Source organism: Rhodoluna lacicola (assembly GCF_000699505.1).
Classification (GTDB): Bacteria; Actinomycetota; Actinomycetes; order Actinomycetales; family Microbacteriaceae; genus Rhodoluna; species Rhodoluna lacicola.
Genome location: NZ_CP007490.1, coordinates 1,304,038 through 1,318,861, shown reverse-complemented (window position 1 = coordinate 1,318,861; position 14,824 = coordinate 1,304,038). Strand labels below are relative to the sequence as shown.

16 protein-coding genes are annotated in these 14,824 nt (G+C 53.2%); 12 read left to right on the top strand and 4 right to left on the bottom strand.

Going from position 1 to position 14,824, the window contains the following annotated elements; genetic code table 11:
* Window positions 1-15 precede the first annotated feature (15 nt).
* Genes RHOLA_RS06425 through RHOLA_RS06415 form a run of 3 tightly spaced genes read right to left on the bottom strand, consistent with a single transcriptional unit; the run spans window position 16 to window position 2,849 of the window.
* Window positions 16-966, bottom strand: a complete 951-nt coding sequence (locus RHOLA_RS06425; RefSeq protein WP_038503267.1) for an L-lactate dehydrogenase — start codon at window positions 964-966, stop codon at window positions 16-18.
* Window positions 947-2,575 carry a putative PEP-binding protein gene (locus RHOLA_RS06420; protein WP_038503265.1) on the bottom strand — a complete coding sequence of 543 codons (1,629 nt, stop codon included), beginning with the start codon at window positions 2,573-2,575 and terminating at the stop codon, window positions 947-949. The genes RHOLA_RS06425 and RHOLA_RS06420 overlap by 20 nt, the downstream gene beginning before the upstream one ends.
* 4 nt (window positions 2,576-2,579) lie before the next feature.
* On the bottom strand, window positions 2,580-2,849 hold the full coding sequence (locus RHOLA_RS06415) for an HPr family phosphocarrier protein (RefSeq protein ID WP_038503261.1): 270 nt from the start codon (window positions 2,847-2,849) through the stop codon (window positions 2,580-2,582).
* Between the two features lie 325 nt (window positions 2,850-3,174).
* On the opposite strand from RHOLA_RS06415, the gene RHOLA_RS06410 reads away from it, so the two are divergent.
* The 8 genes from RHOLA_RS06410 to RHOLA_RS06380 all read left to right on the top strand — a co-directional run bounded on the left by RHOLA_RS06410 (window position 3,175) and on the right by RHOLA_RS06380 (window position 9,883).
* Window positions 3,175-3,627: a PTS sugar transporter subunit IIA gene (locus RHOLA_RS06410; protein WP_038503258.1), complete on the top strand. Its 453-nt coding sequence runs from the start codon at window positions 3,175-3,177 to the stop codon at window positions 3,625-3,627.
* Between the two features lies 1 nt (window position 3,628).
* On the top strand, window positions 3,629-4,063 hold the full coding sequence (locus tag RHOLA_RS07460; RefSeq protein WP_227818776.1) for a PTS fructose transporter subunit IIB: 435 nt from the start codon (window positions 3,629-3,631) through the stop codon (window positions 4,061-4,063).
* Between the two features lie 40 nt (window positions 4,064-4,103).
* Window positions 4,104-5,243 (top strand): PTS fructose transporter subunit IIC, encoded by a 1,140-nt coding sequence (locus RHOLA_RS06405; RefSeq protein ID WP_227818775.1) that lies wholly within the window; start codon window positions 4,104-4,106, stop codon window positions 5,241-5,243.
* Window positions 5,244-5,317: 74 nt separating this feature from the next.
* Window positions 5,318-6,172: an ABC transporter permease gene (locus RHOLA_RS06400; RefSeq protein ID WP_038503256.1), complete on the top strand. Its 855-nt coding sequence runs from the start codon at window positions 5,318-5,320 to the stop codon at window positions 6,170-6,172.
* A gap of 4 nt (window positions 6,173-6,176) precedes the next feature.
* Window positions 6,177-6,962 (top strand): ABC transporter ATP-binding protein, encoded by a 786-nt coding sequence (locus tag RHOLA_RS06395; RefSeq protein ID WP_051636354.1) that lies wholly within the window; start codon window positions 6,177-6,179, stop codon window positions 6,960-6,962.
* 2 nt (window positions 6,963-6,964) lie between these two features.
* A complete protein-coding gene (locus RHOLA_RS06390) occupies window positions 6,965-7,972 on the top strand; it encodes a glycosyltransferase family 2 protein (RefSeq protein WP_038503254.1) in 1,008 nt (335 codons plus the stop codon).
* Entirely contained in the window at window positions 7,969-9,156 is a 1,188-nt protein-coding gene (locus RHOLA_RS06385) for a CDP-glycerol glycerophosphotransferase family protein (protein ID WP_051636353.1), read from the top strand. The genes RHOLA_RS06390 and RHOLA_RS06385 overlap by 4 nt, the downstream gene beginning before the upstream one ends.
* A 34-nt stretch (window positions 9,157-9,190) precedes the next feature.
* The gene (locus tag RHOLA_RS06380) at window positions 9,191-9,883 is read left to right on the top strand and encodes a phosphocholine cytidylyltransferase family protein (protein WP_038503251.1); all 693 of its coding nucleotides are present in this window, start codon (window positions 9,191-9,193) and stop codon (window positions 9,881-9,883) included.
* Window positions 9,884-9,898: 15 nt separating this feature from the next.
* Here RHOLA_RS06380 and galE read toward each other — a convergent pair whose 3' ends face one another.
* Window positions 9,899-10,858, bottom strand: coding sequence for a UDP-glucose 4-epimerase GalE (gene galE, locus RHOLA_RS06375; RefSeq protein WP_038503248.1), 960 nt, complete (start codon window positions 10,856-10,858; stop codon window positions 9,899-9,901).
* A gap of 89 nt (window positions 10,859-10,947) precedes the next feature.
* Here galE and RHOLA_RS07150 point away from each other — a divergent pair, with 89 nt between their 5' ends.
* From RHOLA_RS07150 to RHOLA_RS06355, 4 genes are all read left to right on the top strand, one after another.
* The gene (locus tag RHOLA_RS07150; RefSeq protein ID WP_051636352.1) at window positions 10,948-12,729 is read left to right on the top strand and encodes a S8 family serine peptidase; all 1,782 of its coding nucleotides are present in this window, start codon (window positions 10,948-10,950) and stop codon (window positions 12,727-12,729) included.
* 24 nt (window positions 12,730-12,753) lie between these two features.
* Window positions 12,754-13,845: a DUF3048 domain-containing protein gene (locus RHOLA_RS06365; protein WP_051636351.1), complete on the top strand. Its 1,092-nt coding sequence runs from the start codon at window positions 12,754-12,756 to the stop codon at window positions 13,843-13,845.
* Window positions 13,846-13,943: 98 nt separating this feature from the next.
* Window positions 13,944-14,321 carry a hypothetical protein gene (locus RHOLA_RS06360; protein WP_038503246.1) on the top strand — a complete coding sequence of 126 codons (378 nt, stop codon included), beginning with the start codon at window positions 13,944-13,946 and terminating at the stop codon, window positions 14,319-14,321.
* Window positions 14,322-14,771, top strand: coding sequence for a hypothetical protein (locus RHOLA_RS06355; protein WP_038503243.1), 450 nt, complete (start codon window positions 14,322-14,324; stop codon window positions 14,769-14,771). It abuts the gene before it with no gap.
* The last annotated feature ends 53 nt before the right edge of the window (window positions 14,772-14,824 follow it).

The following is a 14,824-nucleotide window of genomic DNA, read 5'->3' as shown; positions in this document are numbered from 1 at the left end:
ACAGGGAAGTAGCCGTTACAGGGCTAGCGACTCGAGTGAGCTGCGAATGGCGCTCGCCGAAGCTTCAAAAAGTGCCTGCTCGTGCGGTTCCATTGCAATATCTATGGTTCGGCTGGCTCCCTGCCGGGTTACCAGGGTGGGCACCGACATCGCAATGCCTGAAATGCCGTGATAGTCAGTCAAAACTGAACTAATCGGCAAAATCGCGTGCTCATCGTTCAGGATTGCCTCAACAATTCGAGCGCCCGATAAACCGATGGCAAAATTTGTGGCGCCTTTGCCTTCAATCACCTTGTAGGCGGCGGTTTTCACCGAATAGGCAATTTCGTCAAGGGCCTCGCGGGTCAGCGTGCCGCCGTCGGCCAACTTCCATTCCAGCAGCGGGGTATTGCCCACCGTGGCTTGAGACCAAAGGGCAAATTCAGAGTCGCCATGCTCGCCAATTATGTTGGCGTGGATGTTTGCGGTTGAGACATCAAATTTTTCGGCAAGCAACCAACGCAGCCTGGAGGAATCCAGCACGGTACCGGAGCTAAAAATTCGATTTGCTGGCAGACCAGTTAATTTTTGCGCAGCTGTTGCCAACACATCGCAGGGGTTAGTCACCAAAACAAAAATTGCATCCGGAGAATACCTAAGCAAATCCGGCAGCAGCGACTTTAGAATTTCAAAGTTAACGCCGGCAAGTTCTAATCGAGTCTGACCAGGATTTTGTTTTGCACCCGCGGTGATCACAACTACATCAGAATTTGCGGTTGCAGAAATATCTGCACCGCCAGAAATTGATGATGAGCCGGTGAACTGCGTGCCGTGTGCAAGATCTAAAACCTCGGCGGTAACTTTGCTTTCGTTTATGTCATACAGAACAACTTCGCGCGCTGATTCACGAATCAACATGGCGTAGGCCATTGAAGCGCCAACCGCGCCTGCACCTATGACAGAAACTTTAGAGCTGTGCGAGTGCATCAAGCGCCGCAGCCTTTGCTGCCTCAGGTGAAGTTGCAACCAGAACCTTGTTTGCAACTTCTTTTGCTTTTGCAATATCAAGTGCCGAAAGTGATGCACGCACCGCACCAACTTGCGAAACAGAAACCGAAACCGAGTTGATGCCAAGTCCGGCAAGCACAACTGCGAACGCAGGGTCTGATGCGCTCTCGCCACAAACACCAACGCTGAATCCGCCCTTGGCTGCGCCATCAGCAATTCGCGCGAGTGTGCGAATCAATCCTGGCTGCCAGTGGTTGGCAAGTGCGCCAAGGTTTGCGTTCATTCGGTCTGCTGCAAAAAGATACTGCGACAAGTCGTTGGTACCAACCGAGACAAAATCAACAATCCCAGCCAGCTGATCAATCAGTGCTGCGATTGATGGTGTCTCAACCATGATGCCAACCTTGTAGCCACCAAGTGAGCGAGCAAGATCGGCGAACTGCTTTGCTTCTTGAACGGTGGCAATCATTGGTGCCATTACCCAGACCTCGCGGCCGGTCTTCACCCGCGCAATCTCAAGGGACTTTAGCTGGTCCTCAATGAAGTCGCGGTGGTCTTGAATCAAGCGGAAACCGCGAACGCCAAGAGCCGGGTTGTCTTCGTGTGGCATGTGCAAGAACGGAACCGGCTTGTCAGAACCCGCGTCAATTGTGCGTACCACGATAGGTCCCTGCGGTGCGGCGGCAAGAATGCTCGCGTACTCGGTGGCTTGCTCATCAACTGTTGGTACGACCTTTGAATTCAGGTACAACAGCTCAGTGCGGAACAAACCAACACCAACGGCTTCAGTTTTTGAAGTTGCGTTTTCTGCATCGGCAAGTGTGCCGATGTTGGCACGAACCGGAATGATTGGCTCATCGTTAATCGCGATGTAGGTGATTGCTTTTGTTGCAAGCGATTCGTCGCCACCAAATAGCACTCGGTCGCCAACCGGGTCAACCAAAACTGTGTCGCCGTTGTTAAGTGATGCTGCAGCACCACAAGAAACAACCGCCGGAATAGAACGCGAACGACAAATGATTGCGGTGTGTGAAGTTGGCCCACCCTTAAGAGTGATCACGCCAACAACAGCTTTAGTAAATTGCGCGGTGTCTGCCGGTGAAAAATCTTCACCAACCAAAACCAAACGTCCAATCTCTGGAAGAGCAAGGGCCATTTCAATTCCGGCAATGTCTGCCTGCACACGCTTTGAAAGATCTTGAAGATCTTTTACGCGCTCATCAAAATCTGCGTCGCCACCAAGTAGTTCCGCAAAAGTGTCTACGGCTTTTCCGTAAGCGGCCGCCGCAGTCCAACCTTCTTCGATGTGTGATTCTGCTAGTTCAAGAAGCTCTTCGTCTTCTAGAAGAAAGGTAAGCGCTTCGAAAATTTCGGCACTGGTTCCGCCCGCACGTTCGCCAAGTGCTGCAAGCGATGCGGAAACGTTTGCAATTGCGGTTTTTAGATCAGCGGTTTCTTCTGCTGCTGACTTTGAAGATTTGCTCCACTCTGGAAGTGGTGCCTGTGGCTTTACAACAAAAACTTCACCAACGGCTGAGTTCAGGCCAACGCCCAAACCTGAAAGGACGGCGCCTGCTGCTAGAGACAATTGATTAGCCCTTCAAGAACTCTTGGATCTGAGCGGCGATGTCGGCAGCCTTGGCTTCGTCATCGGTCTCAACAGTCAAGGTCAGCTTTTCGCCGGTCTTGATTTTTAGGCTCATCAGCATCAGCGCTGACTTGGCCTTGACGAATTCTTCGCCTGGGCGGCCAATTTCAACATTTAATTCAGATTCTTTGACCAGCTTGGTGATCTGGCTGGCTGGGCGAGCGTGCAGGCCGATTGGGTCTAGGACCTCAACTTCGTGGCTAAATACAGACATCAGGAGTTCTCCATTTATTTAGGGATTTATGGGGGACCTGAGCCTCATCGCTCGGGAGCCTTCTAATAATGCCACCACTTCTATATACGGTGCAATTTATGGCTACCGGGTCGGAAAATGCTGCCCAATTTGACCCAAAACACCGATATCGGTGTCTGGGAACCGGTTTTGGGCTGGGCGGAATGTAAACGATTACTTTGTAGGGTATCTACAAAGGAAAAACGTAACTTTCTCGCATCTTTTACCAAAATTTACCAAAAGACTGAGAAAAGCCTGTGTACGGTAAATGACACGAGCTCGAACAGAGCTTCAAAAAAGGAGCAGTTTGTCAAACGCAGTAACCACCGCCGACATCGTAATTGTCGACATTGAGGCATCGACCAAAGAAGAGGCCACCCGCCTCTTGGCTGAGCGCCTATTGGCCGCAGGCCGCATCACCGAGATCGAGGGCTATCTAGCTGCCGTTGCCGCTCGTGAAGAACACTTTCCAACCGGAATTGAGGGTGGCATTGCCATTCCACACGCTCAGAGTGACTTAGTAACCATTCCGTCAGTTGCCGTAGCGACAACTGAAAAGGGAATCGACTTTGGTGCCGACGACGGCCCATCGCACCTAATCTTTTTGATTGCCGCTCCAGCCTCTGGCGAGAGCGCGCACCTAGAAATCCTTGCAGCGCTGGCACGTAAAGTGATGCACGAAGAATTCCGTGACGCATTGCGCGCGGACAAGAGTGCTGCATCAATTGCAGAGACCGTTACTCGAGAGGTACAAAAATAAAATGGCAAAAATCGTTTGCGTAACTTCATGCATCACCGGAATTGCACACACCTACATGGCAGCCGAAGCACTTGAGCAGGCTGGTAAGAAGTTGGGTCACGACGTAAAAGTTGAGACCCAGGGTTCTGCTGGTTCAAACCCATTCAAGCAAGCAGAGATTGACGCTGCTGACGCTGTAATTTTTGCCGTGGATCTACAGGTGAAGGACCGTGACCGTTTCAACGGCAAGCCTTACCTTGAGGTGCCAGTTGCGAAAGCAATGCACGGCGCACAAGCTTTGATCAACCAGTTGTTGGAGTCGATTGAAAACGGCACCGCAAAGAAGGTTGGCGAAGGTTCTTCTGCGGCCCCGGCTGCAGAGAAAACGGAGAAGGCCCCAAAGCCTGCTTCAGAGAAGAAGGGCGGCTTCCTCGGAGGCCTCTTCGGAAAAAAGTAGTAAACAAAAATCCAATTAGAGAACTATTAGGAGACGAATAGTGAGCAACGTAAGTACAGGAACACGCATCCGCCAATGGCTGATGACCGGTGTTTCACACATGATTCCATTCGTAGCAGCCGGCGGTATTCTTATCGCTCTTGGCTTCTTGTTTGGTGCAGTAGCAGCGGGTACCGATGGTATCCACGCATATGACGCAGCAAAGATGTCAGTTCCAGTAGACGCTGATGGCAAGATCACCGGTTTCAACCTATTGAACGTTGGTAACTGGGCATTCATCATCTTCTGGCTAGGTAAGGCAGCATTCGCATTCTTCGTACCAGTACTTGCTGGCTACATTGCGTACGCAATCGCTGACCGTCCAGGTCTTGCTCCAGGTTTCGTTGCAGGTGCGCTTGCAACTGGTCTAGACGGTAACCCACTAGGTACCGGTACTGGATTCCTTGGTGCAATCCTTGGTGGTTTCATCGCTGGTTTCGTAGCACTGTGGATTTCACGTTGGCCTGTAGCTAACTGGATCAAGCCTGTTATGCCAGTTGTGGTTAACCCACTTCTTTCATCTCTAGTAACTGGTTTCGCAATGGTTCTAGTTCTAAAGACCCCAATCTCAGCTCTTGCTTCAGGTCTAACCTCATGGCTAGCTGGCCTATCAACTGCAGGTGTTGTAGTTGTAGGTATCGTTATCGGTCTGATGATGGCATTCGACATGGGTGGCCCAGTAAACAAGGTTGCTTACACCTTTGGTGTGACCGGTCTTGCAGCAGCTGGTGCAGTTGCTTCAGCACCTGAGTTCGTAATCATGGCGATTGTTATGGCAACCGGTATGACTCCTCCTCTAGGTCTTGCACTTGCAACCGTTCTACGTAAGAACCAGTTCTCTGACTCAGAGCGCGAAAACGGTAAGGCTGCATGGCTTCTAGGTGCATCATTCATCTCTGAAGGTGCAATTCCTTTCGCAGCTGCTGACCCAGCACGCGTGATTCCATCAATCATGCTTGGTTCAGGTGTTACCGGTGCTCTAGTAGCTATCTTCGGTAACGAGCTTCGCGCTCCTCACGGTGGTATCTTCGTGTTCCCACTAGTGAGCAGCCCACTAACCTACATCCTTGCAATCGCTATCGGTACCGTTGTTACCGCTCTAGCAGTAATCGTTGCAAAGGGTATTGGTTCAAAGAACTAATAACGTATTAGTTAGCGAAGGTCCCGGCAGCGATGCCGGGACCTTTTCTTTAACCACACCGATAAACTGAACGGGTGAGTCAGGAAAATCTAGCAGCCTACGCTGCCGAGCACGGACTAAAGCGCATGGGTGCGCGTCCGTCGTTTTTCAACTACATCGCAGAAACCTGGCAGCGCAAAGACTTTGCAGTTGCCCTCTCAACTTTTTCTAACGAAGCCGCCAACGCCAGAAACCGTTTGGGCAAGTGGTGGAACATTTTGTTGCCAACTATTCAGGCGGCCACCTACGGATTGATCTTTGGTGTAATTCTTGGCGACAGCCGACCAGATAACTTCTTGCCGTTTCTATTCACCGGCGTATTTTTGTTCTCTTTCCTGTCTGGCAGTTTTTACAGCGGAGCTTCTTCAATCACCAGCAACTCCGGGTTGGTTAGAAGTTTGAGTTTTCCTCGTGCCCTGTTGCCAATCTCTACCGTGATCACGCAGTTCGTTAACCTGCTGCCACAGCTGGGCATTTTGTTGGTCACGCTCTTGATCATCCAGCGTGAAATCACCTGGAGTTGGTTGGCGCTAATTCCAATTCTGTTTCTTATGACCATGTTTGCTGCCGGTCTAGCGATGATTGCCGCCCGCCTCACCGCGCAGGTTCGCGACCTAAGCAAGCTGTTGCCATTTGTGACTCGCATCTTCTTTTACACGTCTGGAATTTTCTTCAGCGTTGACGCGGTGCTAGCCAACTACCCGCAGGCTTTGGCAATCGCAAAGTTGAATCCGGTTTATGACTACATCGAGATTGCTCGCGGAGCCTTGGTGCAGGGCTACACCATGGAAACTGACATCTGGATTGCCTGCATTATTTGGGCCTTCGCTACTTTTATATTCGGCAGCATTTTCTTCTGGAAAGCCGAAGAAGAATACGGGCGGGACTAACAGCATGGTCGCGACTAAGAAGGCAACCACCAAGCAGGCTGAACGCAAACCGGTGGTAATCGTAGATGACGTGCACGTCATCTACAAGGTTTACGCATCGGGTAAGCGAGTAACCCGCGGTCAAGGCAAGAACGGAATCTTTTCGAAGACTTCAAACCTGCGCGAGGTCCACGCGGTAAAGGGTGTTAGCTTCACGGTTTACGAGGGTGAATCAATCGGCATCATTGGTTCCAACGGTTCTGGCAAATCAACTCTGCTTCGCGCGATTTCTGGACTCACCCCAATTGACGGCGGTAGCGTCTACGCAATCGCTCGACCAACCCTGCTTGGCGTTGGTGGAGCACTTCTGCCGAATATTTCTGGTGAGCGCAACATTCTGCTTGGCGGCATGGCCATGGGTGAGAGCCGCAAAGACATGGAGAACGCAGTAGACGAAATCGCTAAGTTCGCCGGCCTAGAGGAATTCATTGATCTGCCGATGCGCACCTATTCATCGGGCATGGCAGCAAGACTTAAGTTTGCAATTGCAGCGCATCGCGATCACGACATCTTGATTGTTGACGAGGCGCTATCGGTAGGTGACAAGCAATTCCAGAACCGTTCAGAGGCACGCATGCGTCAGTTGCGTGAAAACGCTGGCACCGTCTTTTTGGTCAGTCACGCAATGGAGTCGATCTTGGAAACCTGCAACCGAGTTATCTGGTTGGAAAAGGGTTTGATTCGCATGGATGGTGACCCAAAGAAGGTTGTTGGCGCATACACCCAGTACATGGACGAGATTTCCGAGTAACTATGCCTGCTGCTAAAAAAGCTCCGGCGATTTCAGTCATCATTCCTGTTTTGAATGAGCAGAATCATTTGGCCGCCGCCGTAAACAGTGTGCTCAGTCAGAAATATTCTGGTGACATTGAGGTCTTGTTGGCCCTGGGGCCATCTCGCGACAACACCAATCAGATTGCCGCCGAGCTGGCCAAGGCAGACAAGCGAATTCGTTTAATTGATAACCCACGTGGCCTGACCACGGTTGGACTCAACGAGGCCGTGCGTCAAAGCAAGCACTCCATTATTGTGCGAATTGATGCCCACAGTGAACCGGCGGCCGGGTATTTAGAAAACGGCGTAAGAATCTTGCTGGATAAAAAGGCCGACCTGCTCGGCGGAATCATGGACGCAAAAGGCACCAGCGCGTTTCAAAAAGCCGTGGCCTGGGCCTACACCTCACGCTTTGGCATTGGCGGCGCAAAGTTTCACGTTGGCGGCGACGAGGGTGAGGCCGAGAGCGCCTACCTGGGTATTTTTCAGAAGAGCGCACTGGAGCGAGTGGGTGGCTACGACGAGACCATCGTGCGCGGCGAGGACTGGGATCTAGCTCAGCGCATCAAGAAGACCGGCGGTTTGGTTTGGTTTAGCCCAGAGCTCAAGGTCACCTACTGGCCACGCGGCACCTGGAGCAAGCTGTCAAAGCAATTCCTTTCAACTGGAATTTGGCGCGGTGATTTGACTCGCAGAAATGCATCGGGTGCCAGCTTGCGCTACTGGATTCCACCGGTGCTGGTTGGCGCGGTTGCCATGGGCTTTTACTGGTTGGCCGCGGGGCAGTGGTTTGGCATTTTGCCAGCCGCGGTTTACCTGCTTGGCGTTGCCTTTTTGGCATCCACCGCCCAGAACTTGTCGCTCAAGTCACGGGTCGCGCTACTGATTGCACTGCCAACCATGCACTTCTCTTGGGGCATTGGCTTTTGGCGCGGCTACTTCTTTAGCGCCTTTGGAATCGTCGATAAGAGTCGAGTGTCCAAGTGACCTACACACCGGCACGAATCATCGGTGCTCTTCGCCGCCGCAAGAACGATTTGATTCGCAGTGCTCTGTATCGGCCTGTAGATGGTGTGCAACTTCGTAACGCGGTTTTGTTTGAGGCGTTCGACGGAAAAGTAATTGGCGATAGCCCGCTGGATATTTTCAATGCACTGAAAATTTCGCGACCTGACTTGGAGTTCTTTTGGACCGTGAAGCCGGGGGTTCAAGCGCCACAGGGTTCAACCGGTTTGAAGTACGGTTCGCGCGAATGGCTAAAAGTTTTAGCAACTGCCAAATTCCTGGTGAACAATTCCGCCTTCCCTTGGTATTTTAAAAAAGTTTCTGGCCAGATTTATTTGCAGACTTGGCACGGTACTCCGCTAAAGCGTTTGGTGCGAGACATTGAAGCCGGAAAAGTTTCTGCTCAGTACCTCAGCACAATGCGCAAAGAGGCTGCCGCCTGGGATTACCTAATTTCACCAAGTGCCTATGCAACCAAGTGTTTTGCATCGTCCTTTGGTTTTCCGATTAAAAACGGATCAGGCAACACTCTTGAGGTTGGTTACCCGCGCAATGACAGACTCAGTGCAAGTGCGGATGAGCGCGTTGCAGTTCGCAATCGGGTACGCAAGCAACTTGGCGTTAAGAGCGCGCAGACTCAGCTGGTTTTGTACGCACCAACCTGGCGCGACACCAATCGCAATGCAATTGGAACTTTGCAAACCGTGAACCACATTGATGCGGCCACCAAAATGCCTAAGGGTTTTCAGTTGATGTATCGCGGCCACAGCATGACTCTTGACGCGCACAATTCAAAAACCGCGAACGGCGCAATTGATGTCACCGATTACCCAGACATTACAGAGCTTTATTTGGCCGCTGATGTTTTGATCACGGATTATTCATCGGTGATGTTTGATTTTGCAATCACGGGCAAGCCAATGATTTTCTTGACCCCAGATATCGATAAGTATGTTGCAGATCGTGGTTTCTATTTTGATTTCGTTGCCGAGGCACCTGGACCAATTTGCCACACCACCGCCGAGGTTATTGCTGCGCTAGAGAACATCAATGAAGTGGCCAAGCAGTACGGCAAGGCCTACAAAGCCTGGCAGCAAAAGTTCAATTCGCTAGAGGACGGAAAGGCTACCGCCCGCGTAATTGCTGCTGTCTTTGGCGCAAAGTAGGGCCCGCCGCGAAGCGGGCGATTAGGCTGGGCGTATGTCAATTCAGGTCGTTATTCTTGCCGCGGGCATGGGCACTCGCCTCAGCCGCCCGTTGCCGAAGCCGCTGACAGAGCTAAAAGATGGTCGCTCAATCATGCAGCAGCAGGTTGACAACCTAAAAACCGCCTTTGGCGCTGACTACCGCCTGACCACCGTGGTGGGATTCAAACTTGAGGCAATCATCGAGCGCTTCCCTGAGGCAACCTACGTTTACAACGAGGCCTACGACCAGACCAACACCTCAAAGAGTTTGCTCCGTGCGCTTCGTGCCTCTGGCGACGGCGGAGTGCTGTGGATGAACGGTGACGTGGTTTTTGACCCAGAAGTTTTGCGCCGGGTGACGCCAATGATCAACACCGATGAATCCTTCGTGGTGGTGAACCACTCATCAGTTGCCGATGAAGAAGTCAAATACACGCTTGATGCAGATGGTTTTGTTGCGGAGCTTTCGAAGACTGTGGTTGGCGGGCTCGGAGAGGCGGTTGGCATCAACTTTGTTTCGTCAACTGACAAGGCTGCGGTAATCAAGCGCCTAGATGAGGTTGCCGATCAGGATTATTTTGAACGCGGACTCGAGTTGGCGATTGCCAACCGCGAAGCCAAATTCAAGGCGGTAGACATCAGTGATCTCTACGCGGTTGAAGTTGACTTCGCCGAAGACTTGGCTCGCGCCAACGAAGTTATCTAGCGCAAAAATATTTGACTACTGAGCAGCAGCCCATGCCGACTCAACGATGTCGTGCAGATCATGCTTTGCAGACCAACCCAAAACATTTTTGATCCGAGAAACATCAGCGCATAGGTATGGTGGATCACCTGCGCGTCGATCAACAACCTCTTCTTTGAAATCAATGCCAGAAACTTTTTTGATTTCTTCGATCACTTCAAAAACACTTGATCCCTTGCCAGTGCCAACGTTGAAGGTGGTGTGCGGTCGGGTATCGGTATTTAAGTAATCAATTGCCGCAAGGTGAGCGCTGGCCAAATCGTGCACGTGCACGTAGTCGCGCACGCAAGAGCCGTCATCGGTGGCGTATTCGTTGCCGTAAACCTTTGGAGTATTTCCGGAACGAATCGCTGCAAAAACAATCGGCACCAGGTTTGCCACTGCGGTGTCGGCAAGGTCTGGCCAACCGGCTCCAGCCACGTTGAAGTAGCGCAGGTTCACACCGCGAAGACCCCAGGCAGCGGCAGCGGCATCAACCATCCACTCACCAACCAACTTGGTTTCGCCGTATGGGTTGATTGGCTTGCAAACGGTGTCTTCAGTTACCGCTGGAACATCTGGCATGCCGTAGGTGGCGGCCGATGAAGAGAAAACCAGTTTGTTCAAGCCGGCCTCGCGCATCGCGCCCATTAGGTTGGCCATGCCGCCAATGTTCTGCGAAAAGTACCACTCGGGCTTCTCAACTGATTCGCCTACCTTCTTGCGGGCGGCAAAGTGGACTACTGCGTCGATGGCATCGGTGTTGAAAAGGTTTTTCAAAATCTCAAAGGCCTCTGGGGCGGCCAGATCCAGCTGGACCAACTTGGTGTCGCCGAGTCGGGCGCGAACTCCCTCCGACATGTCGTCAACCACGACCACCTGGTCACCGCGCTCCTGCAACATGCGTACAACGTGACTGCCAATGTAGCCGGCGCCGCCGGTGACTAGAACCTTCATGCGCTCAAGTCTAGGCAAGTGGCTGGCCCCCGGTGAAAGTTGCCTGTGAATTACTTTTGACCGCTTTTGCATGAGCGTAGAATTCGAATATGCGTACAAAAATCGGTGTTTTTCTTGCTTCCTGTGCTGTTGCAACCCTGGTGTTGACCGGCGCCAACCTTGCCAATGCGGCCAAGCCAGACACAAACCCGGGCAACGGAATGCTGGGCAACGGCAAGCCAGGCACCCCGCTGGTAATCAACACAGATTCCAACACCGATAAAGTAACCGGCAAGCCGGTTGACTCGGGCAAGCCAGTTGCCTCTGGAGACCCGGTTGGCACCAATAAACCGGCCGAAACCGGCAAGCCTTCAGACATCAGCAAAGATTTTGTCAACGCCAAGAACGATGCCACCGGAAAGCCGGTAACCGCCGAGGGCAAAGCCACCTTTGGCAACCCGGTCAAGTTAACCGGCGCCCAGAAGAAGGCCGCTGCCCTGGCCAAGGCGGCCGAACTCAAGGACAACGGCAATAAGGTTCAGTACATCATTCGCTTTAATGAGGCGGCTGACCCTGGCAACGAGATTTCAGCCCTTCGCTCGGCCAAGGCCACCGTAGGCAAGCAGTTCAGCAAGGTTTTCAAGGGCGTGGTGGCCGGATTGACCGATAAACAGCGCGCCGCCTTTGCCAAGCGCGGCACCGTGGCCTCAATCACCGAGGACGCCGAGGTCACCGCCACCGAGACCCAGATCAGCCCGGCTGCCTGGGGAATTGACCGAATTGACCAGACCGCGCTGCCGCTTTCTAGCTCCTACAGCTACAGCAGCAACGGCTCTGGGGTGCAGATTTACGTGGTTGACACCGGAATTCGCTCCAGCCACGCAGAATTCACCGGTCGAGTGAGCGCCGGCTACTCGTCAATCACTGACACCAACGGCACTGAGGACTGTAACGGCCACGGAACCCACGTTTCCTCAATTGCCGCGGGTACGAACTACGGCGTGGCCAAGGCCGCCACTTTGATTCCCGTTCGCGTGCTTGGCTGCGATGGCTCCGGCAGTATTTCTGGCGTGATTGCCGGCCTGGACTGGATTGCCGGCCAGCACGTTGATGGCACCCCTGCCGTGGTGAACATGAGCCTTGGTGGCGGGGCAAACTCATCCCTTGATGCGGCCGTTAACTCGCTGATTAACCGGGGAATTACCGTGGTTGCCGCCGCTGGAAACTCAAAAGTAGATTCTTGTACAAGTTCGCCAGCTCGTGTCTCTGGGGCGATTACCGTGGCTGCAACCACCAACACCGATACTTTCGCCAGCTACAGCAACTTTGGATCCTGCGTTGATCTGGCTGCACCGGGATCGGCAATCAACGCCGCCTGGTTCACCGGCGACACTGCAACAGCGGTGCTAAGCGGAACCTCAATGGCATCCCCACACGTAGCTGGCGTAGCCGCATTGCTCTTGGCTGGCGGATTCCAACAGCCAAATATTGTGGCCTTGGCCCTTACCGATGCCGCCACCAAAGACGTAATCAGTTCACTTCCAGCCGGCACGGTAAATGCGTTGCTGTACGCAAACCCTGCCGGAATCGGAATTCCGGTGGCCAAGGCGCCGGCGGCGCCGGTATCGGTGTCTGCAGTTGCCGGCAAGCGAGCCGCAACCGTGACCTGGGTGCAGGCTGACAACAGCTTGAACCCCTTGGTTTCGCAGACCGTGCGCGTCTGGGCAGGCGGCAATGTGGTGGGCACACTTAGGGTGGCGGCCAACGCAACCACCGCGGTGCTCAAGCTGCGAGCCGGCGTGACCTATGCCTTCACCGTGGTGGCCAGCAACGCCACCTCGTCCAGTGTGGATTCGCCGCTGAGCAATTCGGTGGTCCCTACCAATAAGTAGCGCCGTCGGGCATAAACTCGTGGCATGAACTTTGGAACAGCTGCAAGAGCCCTACTTATTTCATCAATTGGCGCAGTTGCGCTGAGCGGCTGTGCCGGTGGGGCCGTGGTGAATCCGCTGGTCCCGGCCGAGCCAGAACCGGTTTACGTGACCGCCCCGCTCACCGGCATGCAATACGAAGAGACCACCCCGGCGGCCCTGCAGCTCAAGAAGCCATCAGTGGCTTGCAAAATTGACAACGGATCAGAGGCCCCGCGCCCTCAATCGGGCCTAAATAGCACCGATATCGTCTTTGACGAGATGGTTGAGGGTGGGCTAACCCGTCTGGTGGCAATTTGGCACTCAACTCAGCCGGATGCGATTGGCCCGGTTCGCTCGATTCGCCCAATGGACCCCGATATTTTGAGCCCGTTTGGCGGAATCGTTTGTTTTAGTGGCGGCCAGGCCGTCTTCGTGAACATGATCAACCAGGCACCGGTCTTTGTGGCCTCTGAAACCACAGAGCAGGGTAAGGGCACGTTTAGCCGCAGCTCAGAGAGAGTTGCTCCGCACAACGTAATTGTGAACGTGCAAAAGTTGGCTGCCGACCACCCGGAGTTGGCCCCACCGGCTGAACAGTTCAAATTTGCAAAAGATGTACAAACTTCTTCGGCTGGCGCTTCAGGCGCCGCAGTGACCAAGTTTGAGGTCAAGTTCCCGCAGGCTTCGGCGCTTTGGACTCCATCCTCAGACGGTGGCAAGTGGCTGCGCACTCAGGACGGCAAACCGCTGATGGACAAGTTAGACGGTGCACAGGTGGCAACCACAAACGTTGTTGTTTTGCAGGTTCGAATCGATCGCAGCTACCTCGACCGAAAGTACGGCAACATTCCCAAGACCGTGATGGTAGACAGCGGCAAGGCCTGGGTATTTACCGGCGGCAAGTATGTTGAGGCCACCTGGTCTAAAACCTCGGCAACAGCGCCGATTGCCCTAGTTGATGCCGCCGGTGCCCCGGTGCTGTTGGCACCTGGAAACACCTGGGTTGAGCTGATGCCGGTGGCCCCAGAGGGCAAGCTGGCGATCACAGCAGCGCCGGTTGCCAGCCCAAGCCCGTCTCCTTCGGCGAAGGACTAGCCGACGCGTTCCAGAATTGCTGCAATTTTGAGAGATTGTGCGCAGAAAAAGCCTGCGTGTCGTTGCAAATAGCAATTTGTACATAATAGGCTAAGGGCATGTTAAACATCGCTCAGTTGCGCCTAATCCTTGCCGAAGACGGGGTTCAGGCAACCTCGATTGCCCGAGCCGAACTCACCACAAGAGTCGCCGAATACAAGACCCTGGGTACCGAGGCCAGACCAATTGTCTTTGGCAGTCACCGCAAACCACAGGCAGTTATCCTGCCTTACGATCTCTTCACCGAGCTGCTGGATGTCGCCGAGGGAGTGCCACACATTCCAAAGCAGCCGGAACCGGCAAAGCGCTCTCGCAAAAAGGCCGAAATGACCGAATCTGAGAAAATTGTACAAGATTTGCCCGCACTGGAAAAAGAGCACATTGGGCAGTCCACCCAAGAGCTTTTGGACCAAATCATGGCCAAGTGGAAGCTCTAATTGCGCCGAGATAAAGTCATTCGCCTTGGCGCGATCGTAATTGTTCTGGCCCTGCTGCTTTCGCTTTTGGCCGGTGCTTTCAGCGTTGCACCCGCCCAAGCGGCCACGGTTGCTGACTCGGCCAAGTTTGTACAGGTATTTCAAGTGACCAGCGAAATCGTTGATACGGACGGTGATGGCATTGAAAACAACAAGGACCCAGACATCGATGGCGATGGTCTGGTGAATGGCAAGGATCCGGACATTGATGGTGATGGCATAGAAAACTTTGAAGATGCCGATCCGGTTGACACAACCGACATTGATTCCAAATCACCCAATAAACCAGATCGTCCAGCTGGAGTGGGGGACATAATCGAGCAGCCATCAACCTGGCTACCGATTCTGTTTTTTCTTGTTTTGTCGGCAGCGATTTCCGCTTGGTTATTGGCCAAGCGGCGCAAAAAATAGTCCCAAAAATCTTTCAAAAAGTGCGACACGGGGGACAATTTATGTTCGGTTAT

Coding starts and splice junctions, on each gene's coding strand:
- RHOLA_RS06425 (WP_038503267.1), bottom strand. CDS start 966: ATGCACTCGCACAGCTCTAAAGTTTCTGTCATAGGTGCAGGCGCGGTT.
- RHOLA_RS06415 (WP_038503261.1), bottom strand. CDS start 2,849: ATGTCTGTATTTAGCCACGAAGTTGAGGTCCTAGACCCAATCGGCCTG.
- RHOLA_RS07460 (WP_227818776.1), top strand. CDS start 3,629: ATGGCAAAAATCGTTTGCGTAACTTCATGCATCACCGGAATTGCACAC.
- RHOLA_RS06395 (WP_051636354.1), top strand. CDS start 6,177: ATGGTCGCGACTAAGAAGGCAACCACCAAGCAGGCTGAACGCAAACCG.
- RHOLA_RS06390 (WP_038503254.1), top strand. CDS start 6,965: ATGCCTGCTGCTAAAAAAGCTCCGGCGATTTCAGTCATCATTCCTGTT.
- RHOLA_RS06380 (WP_038503251.1), top strand. CDS start 9,191: ATGTCAATTCAGGTCGTTATTCTTGCCGCGGGCATGGGCACTCGCCTC.
- galE (WP_038503248.1), bottom strand. CDS start 10,858: ATGAAGGTTCTAGTCACCGGCGGCGCCGGCTACATTGGCAGTCACGTT.
- RHOLA_RS07150 (WP_051636352.1), top strand. CDS start 10,948: ATGCGTACAAAAATCGGTGTTTTTCTTGCTTCCTGTGCTGTTGCAACC.
- RHOLA_RS06365 (WP_051636351.1), top strand. CDS start 12,754: ATGAACTTTGGAACAGCTGCAAGAGCCCTACTTATTTCATCAATTGGC.
- RHOLA_RS06360 (WP_038503246.1), top strand. CDS start 13,944: ATGTTAAACATCGCTCAGTTGCGCCTAATCCTTGCCGAAGACGGGGTT.